The following is a 13,223-nucleotide window of genomic DNA, read 5'->3' as shown; positions in this document are numbered from 1 at the left end:
TCCTGGTGAGAGGTGCCGGTCGGGCGGAAGGGGCGGGCGGCGGGAGCGCCGGCGCGGACGGCTCGGCCGCGGACGGCTCAAGCGCGTACGGCCTCGGGTCCAACCGCCTCAGCTCGTACGGCCCTTGGAGTCGAAGGCCTTCATCCGGTCGAGCACACCGTCGGCGGTGGGGCGCTCCATCTCGTCGACGATCCTGCCGTCGGCGAGGAAGATCACCCGGTCCGCGTAGGAGGCGGCCACCGGGTCGTGCGTCACCATGACGACGGTCTGCCCCAGCTCCCGTACGGAGTTGCGCAGGAAGCCCAGCACCTCGGCGCCCGAGCGGGAGTCCAGGTTCCCGGTCGGCTCGTCACCGAAGATGATCTCCGGCTGCGAGGCCAGGGCGCGGGCGACGGCGACCCGCTGCTGCTGGCCGCCGGAGAGCTGGGTCGGCCGGTGGCTGAGCCGGTCGGACAGCCCGATCATCGTGATGACCTGGTCCAGCCACTGCTGGTCGGGCTTGCGGCCCGCGATGTCCATCGGAAGGGTGATGTTCTCCAGAGCCGTCAGCGTCGGCAGCAGATTGAAGGCCTGGAAGATGAAGCCGATCTTGTCCCGGCGCAACTGGGTGAGCTGTTTGTCCTTGAGCGTGCCGAGTTCGGTCTCACCGAGCCGTACGGACCCGCTGCTGAAGCTGTCCAGGCCGGCCACACAGTGCATCAGCGTGGACTTCCCGGAGCCGGAGGGGCCCATGATCGCGGTGAACTCGCCCTGTCGGAAGTCCACAGTGACGTGGTCGAGGGCGACCACCTGGGTCTCGCCCAGGCCGTAGACCTTCGACAGCTCGGAGGCACGGGCGGCCACGGCGGTTGCGCGGTGGGCGATCTGGGTGGTGGTCACGGGAGAACTCTCCTGTCGGACGCGCTGCGGGGACCACTCCATCGTCACGCCCGCCGGTCCCCCCGGTCGTCCCTCCCGGTGCCCGTTCGCGGGGCCCCCTCGGGGCGGACCACCGGGGCACGCTCTCCTCCTCGGGTATGACGCCACCCCTGAGACGCTTCGCCGCCGGCAGATGGTGCCGAATGAGTGACCGGGCGGCGACTTTTCGTCATTCCCGCACGCCTCGATATGAGATGACCACCCGCGCCCGGCATGTGCCGATGGCCCGTCAGGTGCCCTGACGCACCCTCAGACGTCAATAAAATAAGACAACATCGGGTAGCCGCCCGCGAATTCGGGGCGCGCGCCCCGATAGGCTCCTGTGCCAACGCGGAGCCGCGCGCCCTGCCCGGATGGTGGAATGCAGACACGGCGAGCTTAAACCTCGCTGCCCTCGCGGGCGTGCCGGTTCAAGTCCGGCTCCGGGCACAACGCAGCGCACCAGGACTGACCTGGTCGAATGGCGGCTCCTCGGCCGGCCCGACATCCCCTGCGGGAGCACCACGGGCACACCGGCACCGTCGCGACAGCGTAACCGCGACGGTGCCCGCCAGTCGGAAACCCCCGATGACGAAGCGTCAGCCGGCGGACGTGCGTCCGTACAGCAGTGCGGCGCCGCCTGCGTTCGACGTGGCGCAGGTGATGGAGGCCGTCCAGAGCCGAGGGTGGGATGTACGGCTCGGGTTGACGCCTCCAGCGGGGCGTTGGCTGGAGCCGCAGCGCGTCGAGTTGGAGCGGCTGACGGGCGGCCCGGTCCGCTCCGAGCCCATCCCGAACGTGGCGGAACCGCTGCCTCTTGGGTGGTGGGCCGCGTGTGGTCTGCTCGGTGGTGTCTGTGGGGCGCGGGATGGCTCGGCCCGTACCGGGGTCACTCGACCGGCCGTACGGGGGGTTGGGAGAGGCGGGGGCGGGCACGTGGTGGCAAGGGGCCCTGGCGGAGCGGGGTTCGGGGGCGGGGGTGTGATGTGCGGCACACTGGTGACGTCACGATCCTGGAAAGATCCTCCCCGAGCACTAGAGTGTTCGCTTTGCCCGGCCATTACTCTTGACGCAAGGCCGCGCAGGGTGGCCATGGAGGAGTGAGATGAGGAGCAGTAACCCGGTCTTCTCGCGACGGGGCTTCAGCCGCGACAACGGCCACGCGGGCTTCAACGCGGCGCCGCAGGCCGGGGGCCCCGCTGTTGGAACCAACCCGTACGCGACCAACCCCTACGCGCCGCAGCAGGGCACCCAGTACGGAGCGGGCCCGCAGGCGCCCGCGCGTACCGACGTCATGACGATCGACGACGTCGTGACCCGTACCGGCATGACGCTGGGCACGGTCGTGCTCACCGCGGTCCTCTCGTGGGTCCTGCTGCCGGTGGACGAGGCCAACCTCGGCAAGTCGTACGGCATCGCGATCGGCGCCGCGCTGGTGGCGCTGGTCCTCTCTCTGATCCAGTCCTTCAAGCGCAAGCCGACCCCGGCGCTGATCCTGGCGTACGCCGCCTTCGAGGGCGTCTTCCTCGGCGTGATCAGCAGCGCGGTCAGCACCTACATCGCGCCGGGTGTGGTGATGCAGGCGGTGCTGGGCACGATGGCGGTCTTCGCCGGTGTGCTCTTCGCCTACAAGATGCGCTGGATCCGCGTCACCCGCCGCTTCTACGGCTTCGTGATGGCCGCGGCCATGGGCTTCGTGTTCCTGATGGTCGCCAACATGCTCTTCAGCGTCTTCGGCGGCGGTGACGGCCTCGGCTTCCGCAGCGGCGCCCTCGGCATCATCTTCGGCATCGTCGGGATCATCCTCGGCGCGTGCTTCCTGGCGCTCGACTTCAAGCAGGTCGAGGACGGCGTCGCGTACGGCGCTCCGCGCGAGGAGTCCTGGCTCGCGGCCTTCGGCCTCACGCTGACCCTGGTGTGGATCTACCTGGAGATGCTGCGTCTGCTCTCCATCCTGCAGGGCAACGACTGACGCCTCACGCAGTGCGAAGGGGTCCGCGGGCTGATGCCCGCGGACCCCTTCCGCTTGAACTGGACAGAAGACCTAGAGCAGGCGGCGGGCCGCCCGCCTCAGGTCGTACTCGTGGACGAGCGCTTTCGCGTGTCCGTACGCGAGTCCGTATTCGCCCCGCAGCCAGCTGACCTTCTCCTCGAAACGGAAGAGAGCGGGGCCGTCCTCGACGGTGCGGAGCCAGTCGGAGACCTCACGACCGGTGCATTGCGGGATACGGGAGAGCAGATTGCGATGGGTCTCTTCGGAGAAGACAAGTGACATCGGCGCCTCCGGACGCTGTGCGCGTACTGGTCCTTCACGCCACCGTGCCTGAGCGTGGGCCTGTTGGCAACAGTGCCGGGCCCGGACAGGCGTAGGGTCGCCCGCGTGCTCGATACAACGCCGCTGACGGCCGCCGTGGACCGATTCGCCGACCGGCTGCGGTCGGCCCCGCAGAGCCGGCTGCAGCGGGGCGCCGCCGCGCAGGCGCTCGCGCTCGCCAGGGAGCTGTCCGTACGGGCCCAGCGGCTCGACGACCCCGGTGCGGAACCGCGGATCATGCCGGACGCGGGTGTCTTCGTGGTCGCGGACCAACTCACGGTCGCGGCGGCGGACTTGGCCGAGGCGCTGCGAGCGGCCCCGTCCGCGGTCGAGCTGGACGAGGCCGTGAGGTCGGTCGAGCGGGTCGTGACTACAGCGACGCTATGACGCGGTCCGCGAGAATGTAGATGTGCTCCGCACCCTCGGCGCCGGCACCGGCATCGGGCCCCGGAGCGGCATCGGCATCGGCATCTGCACCGGCATCGGCGTCGTCGCCGTTCCTGCCGCCGCCGCACGAGAACGTCAGGGCGTACGCGCCGGAGACACCGGAGCCGCCCAGCAGGAACGGGGCGTGGCCCTCGCGCAGTGCCTCGGCGAGCCGCTCGGCGGTCTCGCGGTGGCCCGGGGTCATGCAGAGCGTCGTGCCGTCGGCGAAGACGTACACATCGAGCGTGCCCAGCGGCCCCGGACGGACGTCGGCGAGCGCCGTACGGGTCTCGGCGAGCTCGTCGAGCCGCGCTACGGTACGCTCATGGTCGTTGACAACGGGTGTCTGTACGGGCACGAAATCGGGGTGCGAGGGGTGCCTGCGGCGGGCGGCGGCCAGCTCGGGTGAGTCCTCGGCGAACTCACCGACCCCGCCGACCTCGGTGAGGTCCGGGTAGTCGGAGAAGTCGTCGAGCCCCTCGGCGGCGTCGAGATCCAGCGCCTCCAGCCCGGCGAAGTCCGTCTGGCGGGGCACGTAGAACGGGCCGTCCTCGGAGCCGAGGCCGGCCAGCCCGCCCAGCAGGGACGGGGCGTCGGTGGCGTCCCGGGCCTCCTGCGCCGCCCAGAAGGCGCGCGCCTCGGCGAGCTCGCGCTCGCGTTCCTCGGCGAGCGCCTCGGCGACGGCGGTGCGTATGTCGTCGGTGTGGTTGGCGCTTCTGGCCTGCGGAACAGTGGCGACGAGGCCGCTCGGGTTCGCCGCGGCCAGTTCACTGCGCAGCGCGGTGACCTGCCTGCGCAGCCCATGAGCGGCGTGCAGGGCGGCGACGCCCACCGCCGTGGCGGCAGCTGTGGTCAGCAGCAAGGCAAGAGACATGGCGCTCACTGACTACTCCCGATTCCGATCGATACCCCCGACTTCCTACCTCAGCTTGTAGGGGGCGGATGCCCGCTGTCAGTGCATTACGTCACGAATTGGACAGGTCTTTGGGCCTTAGGTTTAGTCTGAATGCATCTCTGACCTGGGCAAACGAATCTCCCCCAGGGTTAGGTCACATCCTGGGGGAGATTCAGTCACGACTGGGGCTCGGTGGGGTTGATGAGCGTCTTTCCGGCTCGCCCGACTACCCTCCGTCATATTTCGGACCGAACCGGGCCGGATGCGGCCCGGTTCGGTCCGGGTCAGCTCAGCCGCTCGATGACCATGGCCATGCCCTGGCCGCCGCCGACGCACATGGTCTCCAGGCCGAACTGCTTGTCGTGGAACTGGAGGCTGTTGATCAGGGTGCCGGTGATCCGGGCGCCGGTCATGCCGAAGGGGTGGCCGACGGCGATGGCGCCACCGTTCACATTCAGCTTCTCCAGCGGGATGCCCAGGTCCCGGTAGGACGGGATGACCTGGGCGGCGAAGGCCTCATTGATTTCGACGAGGTCGATGTCGTCGATGGTCAGCCCGGCGCGGGAGAGCGCCTGCCGGGACGCCTCGACCGGTCCGTACCCCATGATCTCCGGCGACAGGCCGGTGACGCCGGTGGAGACGATCCGGGCCAGCGGGGTCAGGCCCAGCTCGCGCGCCTTGGTGTCGGACATGATCACGAGCGCGGCCGCGCCGTCGTTGAGCGGACAGCAGTTGCCGGCCGTGATCAGGCCGTCGGGGCGGAAGACGGGCTTGAGGCCCTGGACGCCCTCCATGGTGACGCCCGCGCGCGGGCCGTCGTCCTTCCCGACGACCGTGCCGTCCGGGGTGGTCACGGGCGTGATCTCGCGCTCCCAGAAGCCGTTCTTGATGGCTTCCTCGGCGAGGTTCTGTGACCGTACGCCGAACTCGTCCATGTCCTGGCGGGTCACGCCCTTGAGGCGGGCCAGGTTCTCGGCGGTCTGCCCCATCGCGATGTACGCGTCAGGGACCAGGCCGTCCTGACGCGGGTCGTGCCACTGCGCGCCCTCGCTCTGCGCGACGGCGGCGGTACGGGCCTCGGCGTCGGCGAAGAGCGGGTTGTGGGTGCCGGGCATGCCGTCCGAGGAGCCGTTGACCTGCCGCGACACCATCTCGACACCGGCGGAGATGAAGACATCGCCCTCGCCCGCCTTGATGGCGTGCAGCGCCATCCGGGAGGTCTGGAGGGAGGAGGAGCAGTACCGGGTGATGGTGCAGCCGGGGAGGTGGTCCATCCCCATCTGGACGGCGACGATCCGGCCGAGGTTGTGTCCCTGCTCGCCGCCGGGCAGCCCGCAGCCCAGCATCAGGTCGTCGATGTCGCGGGGGTCGAGCTCGGGGATCTTCGCGAGCGCGGCCTGAATGATCGTGGCGGTCAGATCGTCGGGCCGCAGTTCCTTGAGCGAGCCCTTGAAGGCCCGGCCGATGGGGGAGCGGGCGGCAGAGACGATCACGGCTTCGGGCATCACGGCTCCAGAGGAGAGAAGGCAGGCTTCCTGGGAAGTTACCCGTACGTAGTGCGCGGGTCACCGGGCCGGACGTGTGATGCGGGCCTCTTTTCTAAGCGCTTGCTCAGTCGCGCACCCGGTCGGAGGGGTGCGGGGCGGGCAGAAGCGGGTCGGAGAGTCTGATTCCGCTTCCACCAGCCCGTCCAGTGTGCCGCGCTGCCCGTCCGGTGTGCCGCGCGCGCCGGATCAGATCCGGTGGGCCTCCGTCGGGGTCGCCTCCTCCGCGGTGGGGAGGTGACGGCGCCTGCGGTGTTTCAGGAGCGCCCACGGCGCGCGGACTCCGGTGACTTCGGTGCCCGCCTGGGCCGCCGCCGCCGAGGCCGCCTTCGCCACGGGGAGCATGCCCTCGTCGCGCGACGCGTCCAGGTGATCCGTCTCCGGCCACAGGCCGAGCACCGCGCACAGCGTCGGCAGGAGCGCCATCGCCGCGGTCGCGTAGCCCTCCGCCGAGGGGTGGTAATTGTCGGGACCGAACAATTCCCGCGGATTCGCGGCGAACTCTGGGCCGAGCAGATCACCCAGCGAGACCGTACGGCCGCCCTGCTCGACCGCCACGATCGTCTGGGCCGCCGCCAGCTGGCGGCTCACCCGGCGGGCCAGCCAGCGCAGCGGCTGGTAGACCGGCTCGATCGTGCCCAGATCCGGGCACGTGCCGACCACCACCTCCGTCCCCGCCGTGCGCAGCCGCCGTACCGCCGCGGAGAGATAGCGCACGGAGCGCGTCGCCGGCATCCGGTGCGTGACGTCGTTCGCGCCGATCATGATCACGCAGACGTCGGGGACACGGGCCGTGTCCGACAGCAGCAGCGTCACCTGGCGGTCCAGATCGTCCGACCTGGCCCCCGGCAGGGCCACGTTCCACAGGTCCACGGGCCGCTCCGCGACCGCCGCGAGCCCCGAGGCGAGCAGCGCCCCCGGTGTCTGCCCGGCCCGGCGTACGCCCTGGCCGGCCGCCGTGGAGTCACCGAGCATCCCCATCCGCAGGGGTGCGGTGTGCCCGAAGGCGAGTCCGTACCAGCCGTCCCCGCTGGGCGGCAGGGGCGCCACCCCGCCGCCCACCGACCGCTTCGCCAGCTGCACCTCCGCCAGCAGCACCCCGATGCCCGCCGCTCCGAGCAGGCCGATGCTCCCGCCGCCGTAGGCCGCGCCGGCGGCGATGCGCCGCGCCACTCTCGCCCTTGACACAGTCCGAGCCACCTCCTCCTCGCCGTACGCACGAGTACGTACCTCAGCTAACTGCCCCGTAGGGACTGTCGCCCAATCTCGCGCGCGTACGCATACGCTGGCCGGACCATCACGGAGACCCCGGAGACTACGGTGCAATTCCACGACTCGATGATCAGTCTGGTTGGCAATACCCCGCTGCTGAAGCTGAACAGCGTGACCGCAGGCATTCAGGCGACAGTCCTGGCCAAGGTCGAATACTTCAACCCCGGCGGTTCGGTGAAGGACCGGATCGCCCTGCGCATGATCGAGGCGGCTGAGCAGAGCGGTGAGCTCGAGCCCGGTGGCACGATCGTCGAACCGACGAGCGGCAACACCGGCGTCGGTCTCGCCATCGTGGCCCAGCAGAAGGGCTACAAGTGCGTTTTCGTGTGCCCTGACAAGGTCTCCACGGACAAGATCAATGTGCTGCGGGCGTACGGCGCCGAGGTCGTCGTCTGCCCGACGGCGGTCGACCCCGAGCACCCCGACTCGTACTACAACGTCTCCGACCGGCTGGTGCGTGAGACGCCGGGCGCCTGGAAGCCGGACCAGTACAGCAACCCGAACAACCCCCGCTCGCACTACGAGACGACCGGTCCCGAACTGTGGGATCAGACGGACGGGAAAATCACCCATTTCGTCGCGGGCGTCGGCACCGGCGGCACCATCACGGGCACCGGCCGCTATCTCAAGGAGGCCAGCGAGGGGCGCGTACGGATCGTGGGCGCCGACCCCGAGGGGTCCGTCTACTCCGGCGGTTCCGGGCGGCCCTACCTGGTCGAGGGCGTCGGTGAGGATTTCTGGCCGACCGCGTACGACCGTACGGTGACGGACGAGATCGTCGCCGTGTCCGACAAGGACTCCTTCCAGATGACCCGGCGCCTCGCCAAGGAGGAGGGCCTGCTCGTCGGCGGCTCCTGCGGCATGGCGGTCGTGGCCGCGCTGAAGGTCGCCGAGGGGCTCGGCCCGGACGATGTCGTGGTCGTCCTGCTGCCGGACAGCGGCCGTGGCTACCTCAGCAAGATCTTCAACGACGAGTGGATGAACGACTACGGCTTCCTCGACCACGGCGGCGACTCGGCGAGCGTCGGCGATGTCCTGCGGCACAAGGAGGGGCCCATCCCGACCCTCGTGCACATGCACCCGGAGGAGACGGTCGGCGAGGCCATCGAGGTCCTGCGGGAGTACGGCGTCTCGCAGATGCCGATCGTGAAGCCGGGCGCGGGACACCCGGACGTCATGGCCGCGGAGGTCATCGGCTCGGTCGTGGAGCGGGAGCTGCTGGACGCGCTCTTCACCCAGCGCGCCTCGCTCGGCGACCCGCTGGAGAAGCACATGTCCTCCCCGCTGCCGCAGGTCGGCTCGGGCGAACCGGTGGCCGATCTGATGGCGGCGCTGAGCGGTTCCAACGGCGCCGACGCGGCGATCGTGCTGGTGGAGGGCAAGCCGACAGGGGTCGTGAGCAGGCAGGATCTGCTGGCGTACCTCTCCAAGGACGCGAAGTAGCGTCCTCGGCAGCCACCGGAGACGCGGATTCGTGAAAGTGGTACGAGCGCGACACGTCCGCGCAGCACCCGCTTAACACGCGTACGGCACATTGGTGGTTGTCGGCGTCACGGACCTCCGGAGCGGCTCCCGGACCTCCATGGACGCCAGGACACGTAAGCCGGCCCTGACCCGGACCGTGTCCCTCGCGGGGACCGCCGTCGTCCCGCCCCCCGGTAACGGGGGTGCGGCGGTCCCCGCGACTACTCGTTTCAGCGCGACTACTCGTTCCGCGCGACCACCCGTTCCGCGCGACCATCCGTTCAGCGCGACCACCCGTTCGGTCAGTCCTCCCAGTCGGACGACTCGCGGTTCTTCCGTGACATCCAGGGCCAGCCGCGCGCGGCGTGCACCGTGTTGACGGCGACAATGCCCAGCCAGCAGACGAACAGGCCCTTGAAGCCTGTCTGGACCGCGGCGATGGCGGACAGCGGGATGGCGAGGATCAGCGAGATGACGCCGAACCCGAAGCGCTCGCCGAACCCCTCGGCGGGGCCCGGCGAGCGGCTGCCACGGGCGACGGAGATCTGCTGCTCGGCGAGCCGGCGCCGGACACGGCGGTCGATCGTGCCGTCCAGACGCTGTTCGACCTTCTCCAGGAAGGATTCGATGAGCGCGGACTCGTACTCCGCCCCCAGTTCGCTGCGGGCCTGAAGGGTGGCGTCGAGCTCCTTCTTGAGCTCAGGGTCACGGGCTTCCATGACCCATACGGTACGAAGCCGGGCCGGCCCGGGCATTGGGGCTAGCCCCCGTCTTCACCTGCGGTACGCCTCAGGGCGCCGGGGGGAGCCCGGGCCCCGAGGCACACCCGGCCCGCTACTTCTTCGTCAGGCCGTGGTCGGCGGCCCAGGCGTCCGCGACGTCCTCCGGGTCCTTCTTGTCCTTGTCGACCTGGCGGTTCAGCTCGGTCAGGTCCTCCGTCGTCAGCGCGTTGCCCAGCCGGGCCAGCGCCCTGCGCACGGTGGAGTCGGCCTTGCGGTCGGCTATCAGGGGGACGATGTGCTGGCCGGGGACGAGGTTCTTGGGGTCGGTGAGGACGACCCAGCCCTCGGCGGCGATGTCCGTGTCCGTGGTGAAGAGGTTGGCGACATCCACATCGCCCTTCTTCAGCGCGCCCTTCACCAGTGGCCCCGAGGAGTCCAGCGACTTGAACTCCTTGAACTCCACGCCGTACACGTCCTTGAGCCCGATGACGCCCACGACCCGCTTCTTCACCTCGGGCGCGGCGCCGATGACCAGCCTGCCGTTCTGCTTCGCCAGATCGGCGAGTGTCCTGAGGCCGTACTTCTCGGAGGTCTCACGGGTGACGGCGAACGCGTCGGAGTCCTCGGCCCTGCCGTACGGGAGGACCTGCAGGCCCGGGGGGAGCGCGACGGCGAGGGCGTTCTGCATCTCGCCCTCCTCGGTGGCGGTCGCCTTCGGGGAGAGGTAGTGGAGCAGTGCGCCCTGGTACTCGGGGAGCAGATCGATGTCGCCGCCCTTGAGCGCGGGGATGAGGATCTCGCGGGTGCCCAGGTTGGGGCGGACGGTCGTCTTCACGCCGACGGCTCCGAGCACGGCCGCGTAGAGGAAGCCGAGGATCTGGTTCTCGGTGAAGTTGGCGGTGCCGATGGTGATGCCGCCCGCGCTGGAGCCGCCTCCTCCACCGCCGCCGCCCTGGCTGTCGAGGGAGGTGATACCGCTGCTGCACGCGGCGAGTGCGGGTACGGAGGCCGCGGCGAACAGGCCGCCGAGCAGGGTCCTGCGGTTCATGCGTGAGTTCATCCGTGAGTTCTTGGCAGGGATCGTCTGAGGGGTCATCTGAGGCGTCATCGGAGTGTTCTCCTCGGGCGGTCGGGCGGTCAGGCGGTGCGGTGGCGGAAGAGGACGCGCTGGATCGCGGACAGCGCCAGATCGAGGACGACGGCGACGGCCGCGACCAGCACCGCCCCGCCCAGTACCTGGACGAGATCGCGCTGGGCCAGGCCGTCGAAGACGTACCGTCCGAGCCCGCCGAAGCTGACGTACGCGGCGATGGTCGCCGTCGCCACCACCTGGATCAGCGCGAGCCGCAGCCCGGTCATGATCAGCGGCAGCGCGAGCGGTATCTCGACCTGGAGCAGCACCTGACGGCCGCGCATGCCCTGGCCGCGCGCCGCGTCCTTCACCTCCGGGTCGACGGCGGTCATCCCGGCGTACGTATTGGTCACGATGGACGGGACGGCGAGGGCGACCAGCGCGACGTACACCGGCGTCATGGACAGCCCGCTCGCCAGGAAGACCAGCACGACGAGGCCGACGGTGGGCAGGGCCCGGCCGAACGAGGCGAGGTTGATGGCGAGGAACGCGCCCCGGCCGGTGTGCCCGATGAGCAGCCCGAGGGGCAGCGCGAGCACGGCGGCGATCAGGGTCGCGAGCAGTGAGTACTGGAGGTGCTCGGCGAGCCGGTGGCCGATGCCGTCCGGCCCCGTCCACTGCTCGCCGGACACCAGCCAGGAGCCGAGGTTCTTGAAGAGTTCGTACATGTCGAGTCAGGCCCTCCCACGCGGTGCCGGTTGCCGGCCGTGCTGCCTGGTCCAGGGGGTGAGGACGTACTGCACGGCCACCAGCAGCGCGTCCGCGACCAGCGCGAGCAGCAGGGTCAGCACGACGCCGGCCATCACCGGGGTGGGGAAGTTGCGCTGGAAGCCGTCGGTGAAGAGCTGGCCGAGGCCGCCGTCACCGATGTACGTGGCGACGCTGACGAGCGAGATCGACATGACGGTGGCGATCCGTACGCCCGCCATGATCACGGGCAGCGCGAGGGGCAGCTCGACGGTGAGGAGCGTGCGCAGCGGGCGCGTGCCCATGGCCACGGCCGCCTCACGGGCCCTGGCCGGCACGGAGTCGAGTCCTTCGACGGTGTTCCGCAGCAGGACGACGAGCGTGTAGATCGTCAGCCCGATGACGGTGGTGGTCCTGGTCAGCCCCGAGACGGGGAGCAGCAGGACGAAGACCGCGATGGACGGGATCGTGAACAGGACGTTGGAGAGCCCGAGGAGGAAGCCGCGCAGCGGGCGGACCCGGTGCGCGACGACGGCCAGCGGCAGGGAGATCAGCAGCCCGAGGAGCACGGCGGTCAGGGCGGCCTGGAGGTGGGAGAGGGTGAGGGTGGTGAGATCGCCCGCGTGGTCGGATATCCACGCCCACTCGATGGTCATACGGTCCCGCTCCCGGCCTTCGACAGACCCACGGCCGGCCGCGCGGCCTCGTGGTGGCGGCGGCCCGCGTGCTCGTGGATCGTCTCGCGTGAGGTGACGCCCGTCAGGACGCCGTCGGCGTCGACGCGGGCCACCAGACCCGTCGGGGAGGCGATCGACTCGTTCAGCGCCGCGAGCAGGGAGTCCGTGTCGCGCAAGGGGCGTACCGGCAGCAGCGGGGCGTCGCCCGACCGGCCGGCGCCGCTCGCGGAGTCGGGGTCGAGCCAGCCGAGGGGCTCATCCCGGGCCGATGTCACCAGATGCGGTCCTGTGCCCGTGCGGGGGACCGGCTCGTCAGCCCGTACGGTCGTGGCGCGCTGCTGCGGCACATCCGCGAGTGTCGTCAGCGAGAGCAGCTTCAGCTCGCGCTCCGCGCCGAGGAAGTCCGCGACGAAGTCGTCGGCCGGGCGGGCCAGCAGCTCGGCGGGCGCCGCGCACTGCACCAGATGGCCGCCCGTGCGGAAGACGGCGATCCGGTCGCCGAGCCGTACGGCCTCGTCGATGTCGTGGGTGACGAAGGCGATGGTCTTGTTCAACTCCTGCTGGAGCCGCAGCAGCTCGTCCTGGAGCTGGGTCCGCACGACCGGGTCGACCGCGCCGAACGGCTCGTCCATCAGCAGCACCGGCGGATCGGCGGCGAGCGCTCTGGCCACGCCGACGCGCTGCTGCTGCCCGCCGGACAGCTGGTGCGGGTAGCGCTTGCCCGACTCGGCCGTCAGCCCCACCGTCTCCAGCAGCTCCGCCGCTCGCGCGCGGGCCTTCCTGCGGCCCCAGCCCAGCAGCAGCGGAACGGTCGCGATGTTGTCGAGGACCGTGCGGTGCGGAAAGAGGCCGGACTGCTGGATCACGTAGCCGATGCCGCGCCGCAGCTGGGCCGCGTCCTGCTCCAGCACGTTCTTGCCGCCCAGCCGGATGGTGCCCGAGGTCGGCTCGACCATCCGGTTGATCATGCGGAGGGTGGTGGTCTTACCGCATCCGGACGACCCGACCAGGACGGTGATACCGCCCTCCGGCATCTCCAGGGTGAGGTCGTGAACCGCCGTGGTGCCGTTGGGGAAGCGTTTGTTCACCGCGTCAAATTTGATCATCAGTCGTCCCTTGCCCGGCTTGCATATAGTCATGCAGAGTTCTTGGTGGCTGAATAGATTGTCAATGCCCCGAGGTAAATCGCTGGT

The 13,223-nt window shown here is 70.1% G+C and carries 13 protein-coding genes and 1 tRNA gene; 4 read left to right on the top strand and 10 right to left on the bottom strand.

Translation table 11 applies throughout. The features are described 5' to 3' along the window. Positions 1-108: 108 nt before the first annotated feature. A complete protein-coding gene (locus ACFVWW_RS16495) occupies positions 109-921 on the bottom strand; it encodes an ABC transporter ATP-binding protein (protein ID WP_384187470.1) in 813 nt (270 codons plus the stop codon). A gap of 344 nt (positions 922-1,265) precedes the next feature. Here ACFVWW_RS16495 and ACFVWW_RS16490 point away from each other — a divergent pair. Next, positions 1,266-1,347 (top strand) — tRNA-Leu (locus tag ACFVWW_RS16490). 655 nt (positions 1,348-2,002) lie between these two features. After that, the gene (locus tag ACFVWW_RS16485; protein WP_384333656.1) at positions 2,003-2,869 is read left to right on the top strand and encodes a Bax inhibitor-1/YccA family protein; all 867 of its coding nucleotides are present in this window, start codon (positions 2,003-2,005) and stop codon (positions 2,867-2,869) included. 72 nt (positions 2,870-2,941) lie between these two features. On the opposite strand, the gene ACFVWW_RS16480 is transcribed toward ACFVWW_RS16485, so the two are convergent. After that, positions 2,942-3,172: a DUF4287 domain-containing protein gene (locus ACFVWW_RS16480; RefSeq protein WP_384187363.1), complete on the bottom strand. Its 231-nt coding sequence runs from the start codon at positions 3,170-3,172 to the stop codon at positions 2,942-2,944. A gap of 105 nt (positions 3,173-3,277) precedes the next feature. On the opposite strand from ACFVWW_RS16480, the gene ACFVWW_RS16475 reads away from it, so the two are divergent. Next, a complete protein-coding gene (locus tag ACFVWW_RS16475) occupies positions 3,278-3,598 on the top strand; it encodes a hypothetical protein (RefSeq protein WP_384187365.1) in 321 nt (106 codons plus the stop codon). On the opposite strand, the gene ACFVWW_RS16470 is transcribed toward ACFVWW_RS16475, so the two are convergent. The 3 genes from ACFVWW_RS16470 to ACFVWW_RS16460 form a co-directional block, all read right to left on the bottom strand. Further along, a complete protein-coding gene (locus ACFVWW_RS16470) occupies positions 3,582-4,511 on the bottom strand; it encodes a hypothetical protein (RefSeq protein ID WP_384187367.1) in 930 nt (309 codons plus the stop codon). The genes ACFVWW_RS16475 and ACFVWW_RS16470 overlap by 17 nt on opposite strands. Before the next feature lie 305 nt (positions 4,512-4,816). Further along, a complete protein-coding gene (locus ACFVWW_RS16465; protein ID WP_384336570.1) occupies positions 4,817-6,037 on the bottom strand; it encodes an acetyl-CoA C-acetyltransferase in 1,221 nt (406 codons plus the stop codon). Between the two features lie 228 nt (positions 6,038-6,265). Further along, on the bottom strand, positions 6,266-7,249 hold the full coding sequence (locus ACFVWW_RS16460; RefSeq protein ID WP_384187473.1) for an SGNH/GDSL hydrolase family protein: 984 nt from the start codon (positions 7,247-7,249) through the stop codon (positions 6,266-6,268). A 147-nt stretch (positions 7,250-7,396) separates the two neighbouring features. Here ACFVWW_RS16460 and ACFVWW_RS16455 point away from each other — a divergent pair, with 147 nt between their 5' ends. After that, positions 7,397-8,791 (top strand): cystathionine beta-synthase, encoded by a 1,395-nt coding sequence (locus tag ACFVWW_RS16455; protein WP_384187371.1) that lies wholly within the window; start codon positions 7,397-7,399, stop codon positions 8,789-8,791. A 323-nt stretch (positions 8,792-9,114) separates the two neighbouring features. On the opposite strand, the gene ACFVWW_RS16450 is transcribed toward ACFVWW_RS16455, so the two are convergent. The 5 genes from ACFVWW_RS16450 to ACFVWW_RS16430 form a co-directional block, all read right to left on the bottom strand. Next, a complete protein-coding gene (locus ACFVWW_RS16450; RefSeq protein ID WP_384187374.1) occupies positions 9,115-9,531 on the bottom strand; it encodes a hypothetical protein in 417 nt (138 codons plus the stop codon). 115 nt (positions 9,532-9,646) lie between these two features. Continuing rightward, positions 9,647-10,582 carry an ABC transporter substrate-binding protein gene (locus ACFVWW_RS16445; protein ID WP_386879438.1) on the bottom strand — a complete coding sequence of 312 codons (936 nt, stop codon included), beginning with the start codon at positions 10,580-10,582 and terminating at the stop codon, positions 9,647-9,649. Positions 10,583-10,671: 89 nt separating this feature from the next. Beyond that, positions 10,672-11,334: an ABC transporter permease gene (locus tag ACFVWW_RS16440; protein ID WP_384336568.1), complete on the bottom strand. Its 663-nt coding sequence runs from the start codon at positions 11,332-11,334 to the stop codon at positions 10,672-10,674. 6 nt (positions 11,335-11,340) lie between these two features. Continuing rightward, the gene (locus tag ACFVWW_RS16435) at positions 11,341-12,009 is read right to left on the bottom strand and encodes an ABC transporter permease (protein WP_384187383.1); all 669 of its coding nucleotides are present in this window, start codon (positions 12,007-12,009) and stop codon (positions 11,341-11,343) included. After that, positions 12,006-13,136 (bottom strand): ABC transporter ATP-binding protein, encoded by a 1,131-nt coding sequence (locus ACFVWW_RS16430; RefSeq protein WP_384187385.1) that lies wholly within the window; start codon positions 13,134-13,136, stop codon positions 12,006-12,008. The genes ACFVWW_RS16435 and ACFVWW_RS16430 overlap by 4 nt, the downstream gene beginning before the upstream one ends. Positions 13,137-13,223: the final 87 nt, after the last annotated feature.

It is taken from the genome of Streptomyces sp. NPDC058198, assembly GCF_042882605.1.
GTDB lineage: Bacteria > Actinomycetota > Actinomycetes > Streptomycetales > Streptomycetaceae > Streptomyces.
This window is presented reverse-complemented; position numbering and strand designations above follow the sequence as displayed.